Origin of the sequence: Clostridium saccharobutylicum DSM 13864 (genome assembly GCF_000473995.1) — a bacterium.
Lineage (GTDB): Bacteria > Bacillota > Clostridia > Clostridiales > Clostridiaceae > Clostridium > Clostridium saccharobutylicum.
The window spans coordinates 3,694,405-3,715,738 of the sequence record NC_022571.1 but is presented as its reverse complement, the minus strand read 5'-3'; the positions used below and the strand labels follow the sequence as shown (position 1 = coordinate 3,715,738).

Genomic DNA, 21,334 nt, shown 5'->3' with positions numbered 1-21,334 from the left:
ACTTGTAGATATAAAAAATTCAAAAACAATAAAAGTAATGGAGTTGATTGATATGAATAGAAAAATGATAATCAATAAAATAATAACAGCAACAATAGTTGGTGGTGTATTAATTTCAACTGGAACTGCGGCCTTTGCTGTAACAAATAGTGATAGCAATTCAACAAGTACAGCTAGATATGAATGTAGAATGGGAAGAGGAATTTCAACAGATAGAATTAAATCAGAGCTGATAAATTAGCCACTGTTGGAACTATTACTGAATCTCAAGAAACTTCTATAGTAAGCAAAGTAAGTGAAGAACAAACAGAAAAACAAGCTGAAATGGACAAGATTAAAAATATGACAGATTCTGAACGTCAAGCTTATTTTCAAAGTCAAAAGAATACAGAGAAAGGTAATTTCCTAAGTGCTCTTGTGACTGACGGTACTTTAACTCAAGCCCAAGCTGATGAAGTAAAGAGTGAAATGGCTCAAGATAATATTGGAAAGGGTAATAGAAAGGATTGGGGCTTATCTTCTGAAAAAATGAAAACTAAGCTTGATGCTTTAGTTACATCTGGAACTATTACTCAAGATGATGAAACTAAAATTATAAATTACTTAACACAAAAACAAAATGATAGAAAAGCTGAGATGGAAAAAGTTAAGAATATCAGTAAAAGTGATCGTAAAGCTTACTTTGAAAGCAATAAGACTACAGGAAGAACTGATATATTTAGAGACATTGTAACTTCTGGAATTATAACTCAAGATAAGGCAGATGCAATTAAAGCTTCTATGCATGCTTAAAAAAATCATACTCAATCTCAAGATACAACAAATAATCAATAATTAAGAATCAGTTGCAAAATGCATTCCCTTACTTTCGGTAATTTATAGCATAAGCCTAAATTAAAAGTTGTTTATCTATAGTAAAATGATTTGTTAAAATTCATTTAATCATATTTTGGATAATTATAATTTATTATGAATTCATACATTTTCTTTACAGCGGGTGACATAGATTCTGGGTTCAATGCGGATATACCAATAATTCTACTTGCAGCGGGTTTAATTGGATAGGTTTTTACAGGATATGAAATGTCTTGCATAACTAACTTAGGATTAAACAGATTCCAAATCCATGACTTACCAAAGATACTGTTGATAAATCATCCATAACATGATAATCTGATTTTATTTTTAGATGATGAGTTGAAAAATAGTTTTGAATATCAGAATCGCAGCTTGTATGCTGAATTACGAATGCTTCATTTTTTATTTCATCAAGTGATATATAATCTGAATGAGAAACTGGAAAGTTTTTTGGAATAACACAAACAAGTGTATCGTTATATAAAGAATGAATAGGAAGTTTTCCTGCACTTGAAACAGATAAAAAACCAAGATCAACAATGCCAAGTTTAATCCATTCAATTATATCAATATAAGTACCTTGAAAAATTTCAATCGAAATATTGGGATAAAGTGAGTTGAAATCTCGAGTTAAAGATGGAATCCAGTTAGTACAGACACTATTAAAGCAGCCTATTTTTACACTGCCTCTTTCTAATCCATTAACTTCTAAACTTGCTTCAAAGATTCATTACTATTTACAACATTTCGAAAGGCGGGAAGTGAATTTTTACCATAAGATGTTAGTGTAACTCCATTTTTGTTTCTAATGAATAGAGAAAAGCCTAATTCTTCTTCTATCTTGGAGATTGCATGGCTTACTGCAGAAGGTGTCATATGCAACAATTCTGATTCTTTTTGAAAACTTTTCTGTTCATAAACAGTTATAATAATTTTGTATGAAATCAATTGCATGTGCATTTTTCCCTTTAATTGAATAAAGTTCATGTATAGTATGAAAAAAATGAATTTTACTAATTTATATAAGTATATTATAATAGAAAAATGAATCAGTTATTATCAAAAGTTGGAAAGAGAAACAGTAAGGCACATAGACTTATTATTTTTTGAATGTGTCTAAAGTAAAAACGATGAAAATTTTTGGTAATATAAAAACAGAAGAGGGGGATTATTCCATGAAAGAAAAACTAAGTTTTAATCAAAACTTATTGATAGGTTCATTATTATTCGGACTATTTTTTGGTGCAGGTAACCTTATTTTTCCTGTACAAATGGGGCAACAAGCTGGAAATCATACTTTTGCAGCGACTATTGGATTTTTAATTACAGGTGTAGGATTACCAATGGTAGGGATTGTTGCATCAGCACTTTCAAAAAGTGAAAGTTTATTTGATATGGCGAGGCCAATCAGTTCTCGTTATGCAAGCATATTCACTTGCCTATTATATTTAACAATTGGGCCATTATTTGCAATTCCACGTACTGCTACAGTTGCATTTGAGGTTGGGATTCATCCATTTATTGCTGATGAAAATTTAAAATTGGGACTAATTATTTTCTCATTGATATTTTTTCTTTTTACACTTTATTTTTCCTTAAAACCAGGACAAATTTTGGATTGGGTAGGTAAATATCTTACGCCTATTTTTTTAGTACTTTTATCTATTTTATTAATTGCAACATTTATAAACCCAATGGGACAAGTAAGCGAATATGCGGCTCAAGGAAATTATGCTGCACAGCCATTATTTACGGGTTTATTGGATGGATATAATACGATGGATGCTTTAGCTTCTGTAGCTTTTGCTGTTATTATAATTTCTAATATACAAAAGTTAGGTATTAAAGATTCTCGTTTAATTGCTGTTGAAACATGTAAATCAGGTTTAGTTAGTGTTGTTGCTATGGCTGTTATTTATTCAGCATTAGCTTATATGGGAGCTACAAGCTTAGGAAGTGTAAGTCGTGCTGATAATGGTGGAAGTATTTTATCAATGGTAAGTAATTATTATTTTGGAGTACCAGGAAAATTATTATTAGCGGCTATTATAGGAATTGCGTGTGTAAAAACAGCAATTGGTTTAATTACTTCATGTTCTGAAATGTTCAGCGAAATGTTTCCAAAATCACTTTCATATAAGAAATATGCTATTGTATTTACTGTTTTTTCTTTTGTGATTGCAAACTTTGGATTAAGTAACATTATTCAGTTATCTATACCAGTACTTATGTTTTTATATCCATTAGTAATTACTTTAATAGTATTATCTTTATTAACTCCAATTATTAATAAACAAAGTGATATTTATAAATGGACAACAGGATTGACAATTATTGCAGCTTTCTTTGATTTATGTAAAGCGCTTCCAGAATTCATGCAAGAAAATTCTGCAGTTAAGCAAGTTGTTAATTTTGCACATTTATATTTACCAGGATTTGATTATGGATTCGGTTGGATATTACCAGCAGTTTGTGGATTTATAATAGGACTAATTATTTGGATTTTTCGTGGGAAAAAATAATGTATTGTAGATGACATTTTCAATGATATTTGAATTAAGTAGTACATATATTCATAAACTTAAAATTAATTTTTATTATAGCAATTTTAATATTATTTTATTTTGATTAAATAGGGAGTAGCTTTTATGCACTCCTTATTTTTGTTGCATGAAAATAATATTTTCTCGTTACAAACTTATAGTTCAATTATTTAGCAATAGAAGAATACAGCATCTTTCGGTAAGCTATCACATGCTCCTAAAGTCTAAATTATTTAATCATAATTTATTACATAAGGCAACATCTTTGTAACAAATAAATGTTAAAATGGTAATATGAGACACAATCAAAACTTGAGGTGAAGATATGGAGAATAACAAGATATTAGTAGTAGAAGATGATAAAAGTATAAGAGAAATGCTTACTTTTGCTCTTGAAACAGAAGGATTTAAAGTTGAGAGTGAGAAAAATGGAGCAGAGGCGTTGAAGCGAAATAACGAATTTAAACCTAATTTAGTTCTACTAGATTTGATGCTTCCTGATATAAATGGATTTGAAGTATGCAAAAAAATTCAACAGGAAAGAGATATTCCAGTGATTATGGTTACTGCTAAAAATGATATTGTAGATAAGGTATTGGGCTTAGAAATAGGTGCTGATGATTATATTACTAAGCCTTTTCATATTAAAGAAGTAATAGCTAGAGTTAATAAGTCACTTCAAAGAATAGAGAAATCTATAAAATTAGAAAAAGAGAAAAACTTAATAGAGATAGGAAAAGAATCTTATATAGATGAGGATGGAAGAATTGTAATTAAGAATGGAGAAGAAATAAGTTTAAGACCTAAGGAATTTGATCTATTGCATTTATTAGCAGTTAATAAGGGGAGAGTATTCTCTAGAGAAGAACTTTTGGACAAGATATGGAGTTATGATTATTTTGGAGAACTCAGAACTGTAGATGTACATATTAGAAGGATAAGAGCAAAGATTGAAGATAGTGAAAATAAATACATAGAGACAGTATTTGGCGTTGGATATAAGTTGAGGTAACTATATGAAAAATAGAAAGCTAAGAACTAAAATAACAATGAGGGTTGGAATTTTATTAATTTTAGGTGGTGTTATTTTAAATATAGTTGTAAAAAATATTATAGATTATAGCAGTAATAATACTATAAAAAATGATATGACTATTCAGCAAAATAATTCTACAGAGTTCATTAATCAATACTTTATGATAAATGGAAAAGCTTTAGATAAACAAACTTTTATAAGTAATTCTCCTATGATAGCAATGAAATTATCAGAGTATGATAATTCAACTATAGGCATTTATGATGTTAATGGAGAACTTCAATATCAAAGTGTAAATGGTGAAGTGAATAAAAGTATAAATACACATATAGAACAAGCTAAGAATAATAAAGCATACATATATTTTACACAAGAAAATAATGAGTACAAAGGATATTTTGCATATCCATTTTACTTTAATGAAGAATTTTTAGGAATAGTTGAAATTGTTAGAGATTATAAAGAGATTGTTACTAATAATAGAAATATATATTTACTCTTTACATTAGTAGAGAGCTTTTTCTTTTTAATAATTCTGATTTTAACTTATCTTATAATGAGAAAATCCACAAGGCCTATTGAAAATTTATTAAATGGTGTTAGGGAAATTTCTAAAGGTAATTATGGATATGAGGTATTAGAACACACAAATAGGGATGAAATAAGTGATTTAGCTTATGAGTACAATAAAATGAGAAAAAAGATCAAAAAGCAAATAGAATTAACACATCATTTAGAGAAAAATAGGAGAGACTTTTTTTGCAATATTACTCATGAATTAAAGACACCTTTAACTTCAATATCTGGATATGCAGAACTTTTGCAGTCTAATTTTGATAATGAAAAGTTTAGGAAACAGGCAATAAGCTCAATCGAAGAAGAGAGTGCTAAACTAAATAGTATGATTTCTAGTATATTAGAGGTTTCAAGAGGGCAGATTTTGAGTAAAGAAAAAAGTGAATTTAATATTGGAAAAATGTTAAATGAAGTTTCAGAAGAAATGAAAATTAGAAATAACAATAGTATAAAAGTTAAATTGAATATTGAAACATGCAATATTATTGGAATATATGATGAAATAAAAAGTCTTTTATTGAATTTACTTGAAAATGCTTATAAGTATTCAATTGAATATGGAGAGATAGAGATTATAGGACAAAAAGAAAAAGGAAATTACAATATAGCAATATCTAATAAAAGCAGCAATTTAACTGCAGACTTTAAAGAAAAAGCTTTTGAACCATTTATGAGAGGGGAAAATGCAGAAGATTCAGATGGTAATGGGTTAGGGCTATATATATGTAAGTTAATTGTAGAGGAACATAATGGAGACATAATAATAGATATTACAGATAATGTTGTAAAAGTTGATGTAAAGTTAACATGTTTGTAACAACTTGCACAATTTTTGAAACATGTAAAAGGTAATATGTATTTGTAAGGAAGATTTGAAAATGAATTTACATAATTCTAATCAAAAGAAATCAACTGAAAGTTCTTAATTTCATTAGGGGGAAGTTAAATTGAAGTATGTAACTAAAACAATCCTAATAGGATGTATTGCAATAGCAACTTTATTAAATGGATGTTCTGAGACAAAAGTAATTAAAATATCAGATGATGTTAAAAAGGAAGTCTTTGCAAAATCAGAGGATAGTAAAATCAGAAGCGAACCAGTATTGAAAAAGAAATTGAGTGGATTGGATAATCAAGAAATATTATTCTGGATTGATGATGAGAATATTTTAACAAGAAGTCGACCTACACCTTTTGAAGAGGAAGAGGAAAAGGTGATTTTGTACAGTTATAACTTGGAAAGTGGGGAGAGCATAGAAATATTAAATGACAGTAATATAACTAGAATATATGATTATTGGAATGGACAAGGACTTATATTATTAGGAAATAAGAAACAAGCATTTGTATATAATCCAAAAGAAAGAAAGCTTGAAGAAGTGTTAGATATTGATAAGGAATTTAAAGATGGTATACCAGGTTGTAAAACTCCAAAGGAGAAACAAGATTTATTTATTAATTATAAAGTAAAGTTTATTGATTTCAATTATATTTCTTATGAAAGCAAAATAGTATCGAGAGATGAAATGGGCATGGCAGATAGAGCAGAATACACAGTACTAAATTATAAAGATAATAAAAAATATACTGTAGAATCACGTGACTCTATGGCGGCGCTGAGTTCGAAACTTGATTTAACAGAAAGAAATATTTATATACAAGAATTAGATAAAATAACTAAATTAAATTTAGAAACAGGGGAAAAATCATCTATGAAATTAAGTGTACCTCGTATTACAAATGTATTTGAAGATGGAACTTTATTTGTTGAGTGCACAGAAGAAAATGAAAAAGGCATTAATAAAGAGAAGTGGTATAAAGTAGATTTTGATAAAAAAGAAGTAATTAAATATGAAGAAAGTTTTGGAGGAAAAGACTTATCAATTAATGGGATTGATTTTAAAAATAAATTTGTTGTATATGGATATCTTGAAAAAAGGAATAATATAGAGCAAAGTGTAACTATGTATGGAAAGTTAGAGGGGGATAAATTCATTGTAAAAGATAAATTATTTAAAAATAATGAAGAAAATGGAAGCGACATGTCAAAGGAAATTATTTTTAGTCCTAATCATAATAAATTTATTGCTGGAGTGATAGAAACAAGCAAAGAAAATTCGTCACAAGGCCAACAAATATTGAAGGATGATGAATATCTCTTTGAATTAGAATAGATTTTATTATGACTAAAGTGCCACGACAAGGGGCGTATAATACCTTGTACACAATATGTAAAAGGGAGAAAATTAAAATGATAAAAAATTTCAAAAAAGACTCACGTAAAATTTCTAAAAAAGCTATATTGAGTTGTGTAGTAATCACAGCTATGGTAGCTACAAGTACTTCTGTAGTTAAGGCCGCAGAAATTAACAATGGGATGGCAACAGTTTCTAGTAATGAAGAAACTACAAATGGAAAATATAACTTTATTATTGATGAACCTTCAAAATATTATGATAATATAAAAAAGGTGGAAGAAATTGCAGGATTTAAATTTAAGGTACCAGACTTTGTTCCAGCTGGAAATAGTTTAGAATGTTTTCATATGAGAAAGCTTTCAAATAATGATAATGGAATACAAATATTCTTTAATAATTCAAATAGTAAAGTATCAGGTATTAAATTTTATGCATTAAAAAAAGATCCTGTAAATGGATTAAAGGAAATAGAAGTATCAAAAATGAACAGTTCAAAAGATCCACAAGTAGATGTGGAAGAACAAACTATGAAATTAGGAGAAATAAATGGGACAAGTTTAACAATGTCAATTACTAGACCATCTGAAAAATTATCAAATGGTCTAGCAGTAGGAGAATTTAAAGAAACTAACAAGTATTTTATTTGGGAAAATGATGGATTATATTATTGTATATCATACAATTTAGTAACTAAGAGTGAAGATAAGGATAGTAAGGAAAGATTGAATCTTTCGGAAGATACAATAGAAAAAATATCAGAATCTATAAAATATCCAGAAGAAGTAAAGAATGTAGACTATTCAGTACCAAATCGTGAGCTTTCAACTGAAGTTGGAGTTATGAAGATTTATGATAATGAAGATTTAGAAAAAGCTAAAAGCCTTCTTGGATTTAATCCGAAGCTTCCACTAAAGATTAATGATGATATAAGTATAAATGATTCAGTAGTTGGAATTTCAGGTGATTCTGATATTGAAAATAATAAAATTAATTATGAACTTAACAGCTTTTATTCTAATTCAAATGGTTCAATAACTTTTAATGCAAGCAAAAGCTCAAAAGAATATGATGATATAGAGAAGAATGGATATTTTAATAGAGAAAATTGGAAAACTAAAGAACTTATGCAAGTTAAAGCTGAAAAATTAAATATTAGCAATAAAGAAGTTCTCAAATATGAAGAAAAAGGAATAGAACCAGAACAAGGATCAGATGTAAGTTATCTTTGGAAAGAAGATGGGGTTTATTATGATGTTATATTCTTTAAGAATATTGAAAACTCTGATGAAATAATTAAAAATTTTATTAATTCCAAATGTATAGATTAGTACATTTATATTGAAGAAAATGATAAATTGAATTATAAATATTATTATAAGAAGCTATTTTCTTTAACATATAGATATTGTGAATATCGTAATATTCAGAAATGAATTTACGATATTTTTTTTGATAAATTGTAAAATACAAAATTATTATTTAAGTATTTAGTCCTAAATTTAATTTATTATTTTATTAAATTAATTTAATATTAAAAAGATTATAGAAGGATGACAGTATTAAGAAATTTAATGTTTAACTTAGAAATGAACAATAACATTTCTAAGCATATTATGTTAATTATACTTAGAGATAGGAATGGAATGAACCGAAAAACACGTTTATCACAGAATATATAAACGTTAAATCATTTCGAAATAAATCGATACAATTTGTTTTAGATTTATAGGACTAAAATAGATTGCCCAATTATGGCTTGGCAACGTTTTATTTGATTGTGTTTAATTATTTTGAATAAAAAGGTTGAAAAACCATTTGTTGGTGATAATATACTTCATATAGGGATTAAAAAACAATTTAATATCTATAACATTTTATAAAATAACAAATTGTCAATTAATTTTTAAATTTAAGGAGGAGAAACTATGAATAATAATCTATTCGTGTCACCAGAAACTAAAGATTTAAAATTAAGAACAAATGTTGAAAATTTAAAATTTAAGGGTTGTGAAGGTGGCAGCACATATATAGGGGTTTTTGAAAATGCTGAAACTGCTATTGATGAAGCTGTCAATGCACAAAAAAGATTATCTCTTTATTATACAAAAGAACAAAGAGAAAAAATTATAACTGAAATAAGAAAAGTTACATTAAAAAATAAAGAAATTTTAGCCCAAATGATTTTAGAAGAAACACATATGGGAAGATATGAAGATAAAATATTAAAACATGAATTAGTAGCTAAATATACTCCAGGAACAGAGGATTTAGCTACTACAGCTTGGTCTGGAGATAATGGACTTACAGTAGTGGAAATGTCACCTTATGGTGTTATAGGAGCAATAACTCCATCAACAAATCCAACTGAAACTATTATATGTAATAGTATAGGTATGATAGCTTCTGGAAATGCTGTAGTATTTAATGGACATCCAGGTGCAAAAAAATGTGTTGCTTTTGCTGTAGATATGATAAATAGAGCAATTATTTCATGTGGAGGTCCACGAAATCTAGTAACAGCTATAAAAAATCCAACTATGGAATCTTTAGATGCAATTATAAAACATCCAGCAATAAAACTTTTGTGCGGAACAGGTGGACCAGGAATGGTAAAAACACTTTTAAGTTCTGGTAAAAAGTCTATAGGCGCAGGTGCAGGAAATCCTCCTGTTATTGTAGATGATACTGCTGATATAGAAAAGGCAGGAAAGAGCATCATAGAAGGTTGTTCTTTTGATAATAACTTGCCATGTATTGCAGAAAAAGAAGTGTTTGTTTTTGAAAATGTAGCAGACGATTTAATTAAAAATATGCTTAAAAATAATGCTGTGATTATAAATAAAGATCAGGTATCAAGATTAGTAAATCTAGTATTACAAAAAAATAATGAAACTTCAGAGTATACTATAAATAAAAAATGGGTAGGAAAAGATGCAAAACTATTTTTAGATGAAATAGATGTTGAATCTTCTTCAGATGTTAGATGTATAATCTGTGAAGTAGATGCAGATCATCCTTTTGTAATGACAGAGTTAATGATGCCAATACTTCCAATTGTGAGAGTTAAAGATATTGATGAAGCTATAAAATATGCAAAGATAGCAGAGCAGAATAGAAAGCATAGTGCTTATATATACTCAAAAAATATTGAGAACTTAAATAGATTTGAAAAAGAAATAGATACAACTATTTTTGTAAAAAATGCAAAGTCTTTTGCAGGTGTAGGTTATGGTGCAGAAGGATTCACAACATTTACAATTGCTGGATGCACAGGTGAGGGAATAACTTCAGCAAGAAATTTCACAAGACAAAGAAGATGTGTGTTCGTAGGCTAATATATTTACAAACTTAATGCATAAGACTGCATTAAGTTAATTTATAAAATTCCTGTAAAATATTTAATGATATTTAGAGAGGAGAAATAAATTTGAATAAAATAGTTAAATTAGAAGATTTGAAACATGTTTTTAAAGATGGTATGACAATTATGGTTGGCGGATTTTTAGATTGTGGAACACCTGAAAATATTATTGATATGTTAGTAGATTTAAATATTAAGAATTTGACTATTATTAGCAATGATACAGCATTTCCAGACAAAGGTATAGGAAAATTGATTGTTAATGGGCAAGTATCAAAAATAATTGCTTCTCATATTGGAACTAATCCTGAAACTGGTAAAAAGATGAATAATGGTGAAATAGAAGTTGAACTTTCTCCACAAGGAACATTAATTGAGAGAATTCGTGCAGCTGGATCTGGATTAGGAGGTGTATTAACACCAACTGGATTGGGAACTATTGTAGAGGAAGGTAAAAGAAAAGTTACAATTGGTGGTAAAGAATATTTATTAGAACTCCCACTATGCGCGGATGTTTCAATTGTAAAAGGTAGTGTTGTAGATGAGTTTGGAAATATTTGCTATAGAGCTACTACAAAAAACTTTAATCCTTACATGGCTATGGCTGGAAAGATAGTAATAGTAGAAGCTGAAAATTTAGTGAAATGTGAACAATTAAAAAGAGAAAATATAATGACTCCGGGTGTATTAGTAAATTATATAGTGAAGGAGGCTGCTTAATTGATTCAAGATAAGACTATCGCAAAAAAAATTATAGCTAAGAGAGTTGCTAAAGAATTAAAGGAAGGACAGCTTGTAAATCTAGGAATAGGTCTTCCAAGTTTAGTCGCAAATTATGTACCAAATGAAATGAATATAACGTTTCAATCAGAAAATGGTATAGTTGGTATGGGGAAGATAGCAGAACGAGATAAGGAAGATGAGGATATAATAAATGCTGGTGGACAATGTACGACATTACTTCCACATGGTGCATTTCTTGATAGTTCAATGTCTTTTTCATTAATTAGAGGTGGACATGTGGATGTTGCTGTTCTTGGAGCGCTAGAAGTAGATGAAAAAGGAAATCTGGCTAATTGGATAGTTCCTAATAAAATTGTTCCTGGAATGGGTGGCGCTATGGATTTAGCAATAGGTGCAAAAAGGATAATTGTAGCAATGCAACATACTGGTAAAGGAAAACCTAAGATATTGAAAAAATGTAATCTTCCACTTACTGCGAAATCTCAAGTAGATTTAATAGTTACAGAACTTGGTGTAATTAAAGTAATAAGTGATGGTTTACTTTTAAAAGAAATTAATAAAGATACAACAATTGATGAAATTAAATCTTTAACAGAAGCTGATTTAATTATTCCGCCTGATATAAAGACTATGGATGTATAAAAACTTATTATTCAAAGTATGTAATTGAAAGCTTTTGTATTAAATCTAAAATAGAGAAAAGAGAGTGAAGATTTTATGTTAGAAAGTGAAGTATCTAAACAAATTACAACACCACTTATCGGTCCAGCATTTCCTAGAGGTCCATATAAATTTCATAATAGAGAATATTTAAATATTATTTATCGTACTGATTTAGAAGCGTTGAGAAAGATAGTTCCAGAACCACTTGAATTAGTTGGACCATATGTTAAATTTGAAATGATGGCCATGCCTGATACTACGGGATTAGGTTCATATACTGAATGTGGGCAAGCTATTCCGGTAAAGTTTAATGGTGTTGAAGGAGATTACCTTCATATGATGTATCTGGATAATGAACCAGCTATTGCAGTTGGAAGAGAAAGCAGTGCTTATCCCAAAAAACTTGGCAAACCAAAGTTGTTTGTTGATTCAGATACTTTAGTTGGGACTTTAAAATATGGTAAGTTACCAGTTGCAACAGCAACAATGGGATATAAACATAGCCAACTTGATCTAAAAGAAGCCTACAATCAAATTGCCCGTCCTAATTTCATGTTGAAAATTATTCAAGGTTATGATGGAAAGCCAAGAATATGTGAGCTCATTCGTGCAGAAAATACAGATATAAAAATTCATGGCGCTTGGACTGGATGTGCGCGTTTACAATTATTTAGCCATGCATTAGCTCCTTTAGCAGATCTGCCAGTATTAGAAGTTGTATCTGCATCGCATATTCTTACAGATTTGACACTTGGAACACCTCATATTGTATATGATTATCTTTCAAAAAATTAGAAATGATATTTATCAAATATTTTAGATAAATCAATAGCCATTCTGAATAAAAACTATATTCATTCAGAATGGCTATTTGTAGTACTATCTTGGATATTAACTAGATAGCTTTTGCTTCCATACAGAGATTTATCTAGTCTGTAAGACTAATATTTGCATTCTAACATAATTAACTAATCCATATGTTTTTTATTCATCTACATATATAAAATTGTTTATATCTGTATTTATTTGAATTTCTTCAATAAAAAAATATAATAGTAAAAAGTATATTACTATTATTGTAAAATTAAGATAAATAGGTGTATTAAATAAACAAAGTTGAGAATTTTTTTGATATATTTGAGAGTTTTTACGTTATAATAATTGCAAATTATGTTTTATATCTGATGTTTTTCATAATTAAGATATGTATATAAGAAAGATGAGAATAATAATTTTTATTCAATTATAGTATCATTTAAATTAAGTGTAATAAAAAAACTAATGGATGTATAAAACTGTATTAAACAATTTAAGATAGATGAAATCTAAGTTTTTTGCTTATTATAATTGTAAAAATTATGAATGTGCCTTAAATTTGGGTATAAGAAATTAATAGTTTTAAATAAAAACCTTATAATTAAAATTTATATTATATTTATTTTAAAAATTCAATATAAAATAGTAAATAAGCTATGTGAAATTTAGAAATCTTTTTGCGCGCAATAATTAAGATATTCTATATTATTTAACTATATAACCCTTAACTTTTTGTATTCCATAATTGCTTACTCTTTTTTTATATTGTGAATCACTTTCTCCAGGTGCTCTTTCAACAAAAACATCTAATCTATTACCTACGCTAAAATATTTATCAGAGCCCTTATCATTAACAGTAACTTGTCCATAACCGTCTAAATATAGTTGTGTATTTTGGGGTATTACATTGTTAGCAACGCCGCCACGTGATAACGGTTTGTTTTGACAAGTGACTGGACCAGCACTACTATTTTCTGATTCAAGTGATGTATAAAACGTGAGTATAAACTCTTGCCATTCAGGTTCATTTTTTTTCTTTTCGTTTTCTATTTCCTGCTCCCTTTGTCGTTCTAATTCTTCTTGTTTAATTCTTTCAACTTCAACTTCAATTGGTTTCTTTATCAATCCAATTTTATTCTTAGGTACTGCAGCTATATTTTTATCTTCTACAACCTCTGTTGCTAAAGAGTGAAATGGTGTTACTGTGCTCATATCAAAAATGTTAAAGAATATTAGGCAACTTGATAAGCACATTAGCCTCTTTACTTTTAGCATTCGACCACTCCTTTGTTGATATATTTAATGCAACATAATAAGCTCTATTTATAAATTATATCATAAATGGCATTAAATGGAAAATATATTTTTTAAAATCAGTAAAATATAATGCACATAATTGCGAAAATGAATAGGAATAATCATGGATTCAGCAGAAAAAAATTAAAAAGTTTTTAATACAATTTTTGCAGAGATGATAAGACAATCAATGAATAGATTACTATAGTAAATGCTCATAATAAATTAAATAGTAAATATTATAGAAAGAAGGAACTAATTATGAATAACTTAATAGTTTTAGCACATCCAAATCCAAAAAGTTTTGGAAAGGCAATAGCAGATACTGTAGTTGAAGCATCTAAAGAAAAGGGAGCTAATGTGAGAGTTAGAGATTTATATGAAATTGGATTTGATCCAATACTTAAACCTTCAGATTTTGAAGCATTAAAAAGAGGAACTGTATCTGAAGATGTAAAAGTAGAACAGGAACATATTACATGGGCAGATGTTATTACCTTTGTTTATCCAGTTTGGTGGGTTTCTGTTCCAGCTATATTAAAAGGATATGTGGATAGAGTATTTTCATATGGTTTTGCTTATGAGTATGAAGATGGGGTTCAAAATGGATTATTAAAAGGCAGGAAAGGTTTAGTATTTTGTACTACAGGAGCATCAAATGATATGTATTCTGAAAATGGAATGCATAATTCAATGAGACAGATTATGGGTGAAGGAGTATTTAATTTTAGTGGTATTGAGAAAGTACAGCATACATTCTTTGGAGGAGTTCCATATGTTACAGATAAAATACGTCAAGATTATTTAAATGAAGTATCAAAGATAGTAAAAGAAACATTATAGAATAAATTTTACCGCATAATTCAGAAAAATGAATTTGCGGTATTTATAGTATAGTTTCTAGTGAAGTAACCGAAACAAATGCATGACATTTATTTCGGTTAGTTGAACGATAAGTGAAATCTATATACTTGTATCGATTTTACCTACTGCTGCTAAATAAATTACAAATTCATTTTCACCATCAAGATCTAGCATGTTATCTATCAATTTTTGATCATATATTCCTATTGCACAAGTGCCACATTTAATTGCTTCACTAGCAATGTAAAGATTTTGGCAAACATGACCAACATCGATTAATATTTTCTTATGAGCCGTTATATCGAATTTCCATTCAGCTCTGTAGGGGATAGTACTCCAGGCAAATACAACAGCACTTTTTGATGCAAAATTAGGTACAAAAGGTTGTTTAGGAGTTGCTTGATTAACTTTTTTGTCTATATTTTTTACTTCATACATGAATACTAAACTATGTTCTAATGGTAAATATCTATATATTCCTTCATTAAGGTTTTCTACATTTTTTATAATCAAATATGTTTCAAAAGTGTGAGATGCACCACCTGATGGAACAGTTCTAAAAGCAGTATGATTATCTCCCATAACTTTTTGTATTCCTTGTGTAGACCATAGTAAGAAAGAAAGTTCATCTAATGATATGCTTTCATTGGAATATTTTCTAATACTTCGTCTGTCATTTATACAATCGAATATATTAGATTTTAACAACATATCTTTATTAACTTTAGGAAGTTCTATAATTTGAGAATTATCTTCATAATGCTTTTGAATAGATGGTTTAGGAACTTTCTTTTGTGCATCTGTTTTTATTTCATCTAATATTTGAAAATTAGCTTTTAAAAATTCTCTATTTTCTTTATATTTTTCCATTTAAGTACTCCTTTTTCATAAGTTTTATAAAACAATTATCTAAAAATGTTTGCGCTATTATTTAATTTTTATGTTTGTATAGTTCATAAATAATTTCGTATAAATTGTAGCATGTATTTTTTATAAAATATGTAACAAGTGTTACTGCAAATTTTACGTAGAAGGTAAGCTTAGAATTTAAGGATAGATAATTTTTGAAAAGTTTACTTTTGATTTATTTATAAATTTATACTGTGTATTGACTCGCGAAATTATTGTAAAAACAAATAAAGTAACAAAAAGGCACCTTAAGGGTACCTTTTAATAAATGGTTATTTCACCTTCACCGATTACAACTATTGTATAGTCGGGATGGAGTGGTTTTAAATTATATGTTTTTGATTGTGGTCTTAATCGTATTGCTTGTATAAAATTTGGTTTAGAGTCAAATACAAGTATGTAGATACGTTCGTTAAAAGAATTATTTTCAACAGTATATTTGGTATTTGGGGATAAGTTTAAATCAGCTAAGGTATAAACACCTTCTTTAATAACTCGAGGTTGAGCTAAGGAAGGGACTATGTTTATGTTAAATGATAAGCATAAGAAAAACAAAAATATAAAAATAAATTTCTTCATATAAATATAGCCACCTTTCTATTTATTAATTAAGTAAAGATTATTTATGATATAATGACTTCATCTTTACCAACTATAATTAGTACATATCCAGCAAGTAAAGGCTCTAAATTGTATTTATCAGACATAGGCTCTAATTGTATAAGTTGTTGAATAATTTGGTTTGAATCTAAAAGTATTACAAAGGCATATTCGCTTGGAGAATTGTTTTGTATAGTATGAGAAGTATCTGGATGCAAATCTAAACTCTTTTCTGTATAAATTCCCTGCCTATAGGATTTTGGCTGAGCGACAGAAGTGATTGTAGTGATAATAGATGATAAAAATAAAGTAATGCAAAATATAATGAAATATTTTTTCATTAGATTAACCACCTTTGATAATTCTAATATTTTTTATTTAAATTACTTAATTGTATTATTCGAAAATGAAAGAAATATATTCAAAATATTTAGTAAAGTATCAAAAGGGTAAAATACTATTGTACAATAATAATATATTGGTTATTAAAAATAATTTATAGCATAGGTTGGATACAATTGGAGCTATTGGTATTGCAAGAACATTTGCATATGGAGAAAGTAAAAATAGAGCTATGTATATTTATTTAACTATTGTTTTTAATATTTTAAAATTGTGCGGTTAAAAAAATGAGTATTAAGGAGTATAAGTATATGGAAATCATAAAATCTATGTTTTATTTTATATTAGCAGGAATATTTGAAATCGGAGGCGGATACCTTATATGGATATGGTTACGTGATGGAAAAAGTTTTTTATATGGAATTGTAGGAGCAATAGTATTGATTTTATATGGTATAATTCCTACATTTCAACCTGCAAATTCGAATTTTGGTAAAGTGTATGCGCCATATGGTGGAATATTTATTGTATTATCAATTTTATGGGGATGGAAAATTGATAATGTAACACCTGATAAATTTGATTTGATTGGAGGAGCTGTAGCATTAATAGGTGTTATTATAATTATGTATGCACCTAGAAGTTAGAAGTTCTTATAGATATTCAAACTGCAAATCTAATATATAACTAATTTAAGGTATTTAAGTTAATATAATATTTTATATATAATTGCAAATGATACATAATATAGTATAATATACACATATATAACTTGTGAGGTAACTTTATGAAATCAGAATTAATAAATATTATACAAATACTTTTTGTTTTAATGTTTTTTATAGGTGTTATTACTTATGTGATTACATATTTTAAAAGCTGTATAAAAAAGTTTGAATATAAATATATAAAGAAGATTTATACTAAATTTTTAGAGTATTCAAGGCTCATGATAATAAGAGATTATATTTCTTTTCAGAAATATGATATTTGGCGGTATTGTACGCAGTTTAAGATGAAATGATGTTTTTTATATCTTAAATTTTAGGAGGAAAAATATGAACATCATTTTTAATATATTTAATAATTCACTTAATTATTTTTTTAATATTACAGGAGATTTAGGGATAGCAATCATATTGCTAACAATATCAGTAAAGTTTTTACTTGTTCCACTTTCATTTAAACAAAAGCTTAGGATGAAAGAGCAGCAGGAAGTATCTAAGGATCTAGAAAGAATAAAAGAAAAGTATAAAAATAATAAAGAAAAATTAGATGTTGAAACTAGAAAATTCTATGAGCAAAGTGCAAAAGGAATGATAGGCTCATTAACAAGTTTACTTCAAATACCTATATTTTTTACTTTATATAATGTAGTTTCAAAGATGCCCATGCAGGTTGGAAGTATGATTGTACCATGGGTGATGAATTTGAAGGCGACAGATAATTTGTTTATTGTACCTATAATATATATGATTTCTGTTCTAAGTCCAAACATATTATCATATATGCCTTTTTTAAGAATAGCAACTCAATCTAAATTAAGTAAAGTTAATATTATAATACCTGGTATTATGAGTGCTTTAATAACATTTAAAGCGCCTGTTGCATTAGGTATATATTTAATAACATCTAGTTTGTTTTCATTTATTGAAGAAGTAGCATTTAGGGTGTATGTTAGAAGAAAAGAATTATATGTATAAAGAAGTTTAAATAAAAAGCTTATCATGTTGGAGAAGATTTCTTATTTTTAAGTGAAATATAGTGTGAATTCAATTCAATAATATGAGATAAAAAATAAATATTATAAAAAATACCACATGATTTAACACGTGTGGTATTTTTTGCTGTGGTCTATTTGTCAAAAAATTATAAAGAGTATTAATATGAGTAAGAAGGTGTTTATTTGAAAAAAACTAGAGTAGTGATTTGGGTTATAATATTAATCATATTAGGAACAGTTATATATAAAGAATCAGACTTTTCTGAGTTAGCTGTAGTAAAAGATAATATTACATCAAGGCAGTCAAATATATTAAGTGGAAGTTTTAATGTAAAAAAGTCTAATAGGTTAAAAGTGAATTATAGTTCAAATATTAAAGATGGGGTCTTAAAATTAAGTTTAATTGATTCGAACAAAAAAGTAATACAAGAATTTGCTGTTAACTCAAAATCTTCTCAGGAATTAACTGTAGATAAAGATGAGGAGTATACCATTTTAGCAAACTATAATGATTTTGTTGGAGATTACAAATTAAGTGTGAGTAAGGTAAATTAATGATTTGTAAGAGATTAATTTTATTCATATTCAATTGAAATGATAGTGAACGAGAGAAGTAGAAGAAAATTAAATGGAAGGTTGTTTTACATTAGCTTGTCCTAATGATTATTTTGACAAACTAATGTATGAGCAACCTTCCATTTTTTGTTTTATATTTAAGTTTTCTTAAGTACGATGAAATAAATGCATATTTAAATTTATTTCATTAAAACATAAGTCAAGATTATTCCATCATTTTTACTAATGTTTTATTTAAAGCTAATAGGATTAATCCTATTAATATTGAAACAACAGCTATTCCACCGAATATTTCTAAGTGCCCTAGAGTTTCTGTGTATGAAGCGATAACTCCTGCTAATTCATTAGCAATAAAACTACTTAATAACCATACACCCATTAGGAATGATGCAATCTTAGCTGGAGCTAATTTGCTTACCATTGAAAGTCCTACTGGTGAAAGACAAAGTTCTCCCATAGTATGAAGATAATAAGCACCTACAAGCCATAGCATGTTAGCTTTTATTGCAGTATCTTGTACATTTCCGCCTCTTTGCATTACAGCGCCTACCATTAGTATGAAACCGATACCTAGCATTATCATACCGATTGCCATTTTTGTAGGAATGCTTAAATCACCTTTTTTTCTGTTAGCTAATTTAAGCCATAATTTTGACACAGGGATTCCAAATAGTACTATAAATAATGGGTTTAATGATTGGAACCATGAAACTGGAACTTCCCATCCACCAACGTTTCTGTTTACATATTGTTGAGTATAAATGGTAAGTGAACTTCCAGCTTGTTCAAAGCCTGTCCAGAATACTACAACAAAAGCTGTTAATATACATATAACAATAGTTCTATTCTTTTCTTGTTTAGTTAAAGGTTTGTTTGCATCATTTTTATCTGAAGACTTATTAGCTTTAACTACTGGGGTTTTACCAATATCTCCAAGATATTTATTTGATAATAGATTAAATATTACTTGTCCTATAACCATACCGATACCAGCAGCTAAGAAACCATATCTAAAACCATAATGTATAATTTCTCCTGCTTGTTTTGTTGCCATTAAATTTTCTGCTAAAGTACCACATACAAGTGGAGCAAAGAATGATCCTAAGTTTATTCCCATATAGAAAATAGTGAAAGCGGCATCCTTTCTTTTATCTCCTTCTGGATATAAATCTCCGATTAATGTTGAAATATTTGGTTTAAAGAAACCATTACCAATTATAAGTAAAAATAATCCGATATATAATGCTGTCATACTTTGATGTGAGAACAATGTAAATTGTCCTAAAGCCATTATTATTCCACCGATGGTGATAGCTTTTCTATGTCCTATATATCTATCTGATATATATCCACCAGCTAGTGGAGTAAGATATACAAGTGATGTAAATATACCATACATCTTTACTGCGGTAACTTTATCAATACCAAGTCCACCGCTTACAAATTCGGTAGTTAGATACATTACAAGTAAAGCTCTCATACCATAGTAACTAAATCTTTCCCACATTTCAGTACAAAATAACATATACAAACCAGGTGGGTGTTTCATTTTGCTTGTTTTATGATCTGAAACTTTATTCGTAGTCTCATTTGATTGTTTAAGTTCCATAATTAATCTCTTCTTTCCTAGTTTTTTCTAATATATACATGTAATTTTATCAATTAATTTGACATTTTGCAAGTATAAAGTTGCATTTTCGTGAATACATAAATAATTTCTTGCAATTTTTTTAGGTATAAATTTATACAAATATGAAATTTTATTAGCATATATATTATAAAAATATCTAAAAAAACGCGATTTATATTATAAATAGTTATCTACTGTATATTTTGAATAAGTAAGCTTTATGAATAAATTTGAAGTATTTCTTGCAAATTCATTGTTGTTAATAATTCGAAAAAATGAAATATATAGATGCAGATTCTCATGATTTACACAGAAAAAATAATTATTTATCATAAATGTCATTGGATAAGTATTAAATTATTAAAAAGCTTTATTTGAAAAAATGATGTAATAGGTGATGCTGTAGGTGATGTGGAACAAAAAAAGAATTATGCTTTATCATTACAAAAGGTGATATTTATTATAAAAATTAACAAAAACAAGCATGTTTTTAACATTTTATTAATTGTATATTTTTAAATATGCTATAATGTCAATGTATTTATAAAGTTTAAGATACAAATTTAATAAGTTAAAATAAAAAAATAATAGGTCAGAAT

General features: G+C 27.7%; 22 protein-coding genes and 1 pseudogene. 16 read left to right on the top strand and 7 right to left on the bottom strand.

Annotated features, from left to right (window positions below):
* Positions 1-52: 52 nt before the first annotated feature.
* A complete protein-coding gene (locus CLSA_RS16190; protein WP_022747475.1) occupies positions 53-241 on the top strand; it encodes a hypothetical protein in 189 nt (62 codons plus the stop codon).
* Between the two features lie 83 nt (positions 242-324).
* Positions 325-792: a hypothetical protein gene (locus CLSA_RS22200; RefSeq protein ID WP_022747474.1), complete on the top strand. Its 468-nt coding sequence runs from the start codon at positions 325-327 to the stop codon at positions 790-792.
* A gap of 304 nt (positions 793-1,096) precedes the next feature.
* Here CLSA_RS22200 and CLSA_RS24085 read toward each other — a convergent pair whose 3' ends face one another.
* Complete coding sequence (locus tag CLSA_RS24085; protein WP_236903391.1) at positions 1,097-1,501, bottom strand: LysR family transcriptional regulator substrate-binding protein; 405 nt, start codon at positions 1,499-1,501, stop codon at positions 1,097-1,099.
* A 65-nt stretch (positions 1,502-1,566) separates the two neighbouring features.
* Positions 1,567-1,734: a helix-turn-helix domain-containing protein gene (locus CLSA_RS24080; RefSeq protein ID WP_236903389.1), complete on the bottom strand. Its 168-nt coding sequence runs from the start codon at positions 1,732-1,734 to the stop codon at positions 1,567-1,569.
* Between the two features lie 299 nt (positions 1,735-2,033).
* On the opposite strand from CLSA_RS24080, the gene brnQ reads away from it, so the two are divergent.
* From brnQ to adc, 9 genes are all read left to right on the top strand, one after another.
* A complete protein-coding gene (gene brnQ, locus CLSA_RS16175) occupies positions 2,034-3,380 on the top strand; it encodes a branched-chain amino acid transport system II carrier protein (protein ID WP_041716306.1) in 1,347 nt (448 codons plus the stop codon).
* 346 nt (positions 3,381-3,726) lie between these two features.
* The gene (locus tag CLSA_RS16170; protein ID WP_022747472.1) at positions 3,727-4,413 is read left to right on the top strand and encodes a response regulator transcription factor; all 687 of its coding nucleotides are present in this window, start codon (positions 3,727-3,729) and stop codon (positions 4,411-4,413) included.
* A 4-nt stretch (positions 4,414-4,417) separates the two neighbouring features.
* On the top strand, positions 4,418-5,830 hold the full coding sequence (locus tag CLSA_RS16165; RefSeq protein ID WP_022747471.1) for a HAMP domain-containing sensor histidine kinase: 1,413 nt from the start codon (positions 4,418-4,420) through the stop codon (positions 5,828-5,830).
* A gap of 130 nt (positions 5,831-5,960) precedes the next feature.
* Positions 5,961-7,187 carry a hypothetical protein gene (locus tag CLSA_RS16160; protein WP_022747470.1) on the top strand — a complete coding sequence of 409 codons (1,227 nt, stop codon included), beginning with the start codon at positions 5,961-5,963 and terminating at the stop codon, positions 7,185-7,187.
* Positions 7,188-7,264: 77 nt separating this feature from the next.
* Positions 7,265-8,539 (top strand): hypothetical protein, encoded by a 1,275-nt coding sequence (locus CLSA_RS16155; protein ID WP_022747469.1) that lies wholly within the window; start codon positions 7,265-7,267, stop codon positions 8,537-8,539.
* Between the two features lie 597 nt (positions 8,540-9,136).
* Positions 9,137-10,546: an aldehyde dehydrogenase family protein gene (locus CLSA_RS16150; RefSeq protein ID WP_022747467.1), complete on the top strand. Its 1,410-nt coding sequence runs from the start codon at positions 9,137-9,139 to the stop codon at positions 10,544-10,546.
* Between the two features lie 92 nt (positions 10,547-10,638).
* Complete coding sequence (ctfA, locus tag CLSA_RS16145; protein ID WP_022747466.1) at positions 10,639-11,292, top strand: butyrate--acetoacetate CoA-transferase subunit A; 654 nt, start codon at positions 10,639-10,641, stop codon at positions 11,290-11,292.
* On the top strand, positions 11,293-11,958 hold the full coding sequence (gene ctfB, locus CLSA_RS16140; RefSeq protein ID WP_022747465.1) for a butyrate--acetoacetate CoA-transferase subunit B: 666 nt from the start codon (positions 11,293-11,295) through the stop codon (positions 11,956-11,958).
* A 75-nt stretch (positions 11,959-12,033) separates the two neighbouring features.
* Complete coding sequence (gene adc, locus CLSA_RS16135) at positions 12,034-12,774, top strand: acetoacetate decarboxylase (protein WP_022747464.1); 741 nt, start codon at positions 12,034-12,036, stop codon at positions 12,772-12,774.
* 726 nt (positions 12,775-13,500) lie between these two features.
* On the opposite strand, the gene CLSA_RS16130 is transcribed toward adc, so the two are convergent.
* Positions 13,501-14,070 (bottom strand): 3D domain-containing protein, encoded by a 570-nt coding sequence (locus CLSA_RS16130; protein WP_022747463.1) that lies wholly within the window; start codon positions 14,068-14,070, stop codon positions 13,501-13,503.
* 282 nt (positions 14,071-14,352) lie between these two features.
* On the opposite strand from CLSA_RS16130, the gene CLSA_RS16125 reads away from it, so the two are divergent.
* Positions 14,353-14,934 (top strand): NAD(P)H-dependent oxidoreductase, encoded by a 582-nt coding sequence (locus CLSA_RS16125; RefSeq protein WP_022747462.1) that lies wholly within the window; start codon positions 14,353-14,355, stop codon positions 14,932-14,934.
* 120 nt (positions 14,935-15,054) lie between these two features.
* Here the strand turns inward: CLSA_RS16125 and CLSA_RS16120 are convergent, their stop codons facing one another.
* The 3 genes from CLSA_RS16120 to CLSA_RS16110 all read right to left on the bottom strand — a co-directional run bounded on the left by CLSA_RS16120 (position 15,055) and on the right by CLSA_RS16110 (position 16,805).
* Entirely contained in the window at positions 15,055-15,825 is a 771-nt protein-coding gene (locus CLSA_RS16120; protein ID WP_022747461.1) for a SagB/ThcOx family dehydrogenase, read from the bottom strand.
* A 300-nt stretch (positions 15,826-16,125) separates the two neighbouring features.
* Positions 16,126-16,443, bottom strand: coding sequence for a hypothetical protein (locus CLSA_RS16115; RefSeq protein WP_041716305.1), 318 nt, complete (start codon positions 16,441-16,443; stop codon positions 16,126-16,128).
* Positions 16,444-16,487: 44 nt separating this feature from the next.
* Entirely contained in the window at positions 16,488-16,805 is a 318-nt protein-coding gene (locus CLSA_RS16110; RefSeq protein WP_022747460.1) for a hypothetical protein, read from the bottom strand.
* A gap of 164 nt (positions 16,806-16,969) precedes the next feature.
* On the opposite strand from CLSA_RS16110, the pseudogene CLSA_RS24615 reads away from it, so the two are divergent.
* The 4 genes and pseudogenes from CLSA_RS24615 to CLSA_RS16090 form a co-directional block, all read left to right on the top strand.
* Positions 16,970-17,047 (top strand): annotated as a pseudogene (locus CLSA_RS24615) (HD domain-containing protein); the annotation flags it as partial.
* 70 nt (positions 17,048-17,117) lie between these two features.
* Positions 17,118-17,453: a YnfA family protein gene (locus CLSA_RS16105; protein WP_022747459.1), complete on the top strand. Its 336-nt coding sequence runs from the start codon at positions 17,118-17,120 to the stop codon at positions 17,451-17,453.
* A 411-nt stretch (positions 17,454-17,864) separates the two neighbouring features.
* Positions 17,865-18,509, top strand: a complete 645-nt coding sequence (gene yidC / locus CLSA_RS16095) for a membrane protein insertase YidC (protein ID WP_022747458.1) — start codon at positions 17,865-17,867, stop codon at positions 18,507-18,509.
* A gap of 203 nt (positions 18,510-18,712) precedes the next feature.
* Entirely contained in the window at positions 18,713-19,084 is a 372-nt protein-coding gene (locus CLSA_RS16090) for a hypothetical protein (protein WP_022747457.1), read from the top strand.
* Positions 19,085-19,310: 226 nt separating this feature from the next.
* Here the strand turns inward: CLSA_RS16090 and CLSA_RS16085 are convergent, their stop codons facing one another.
* The gene (locus CLSA_RS16085) at positions 19,311-20,714 is read right to left on the bottom strand and encodes a peptide MFS transporter (protein WP_022747456.1); all 1,404 of its coding nucleotides are present in this window, start codon (positions 20,712-20,714) and stop codon (positions 19,311-19,313) included.
* Between the last annotated feature and the right edge of the window lie 620 nt (positions 20,715-21,334).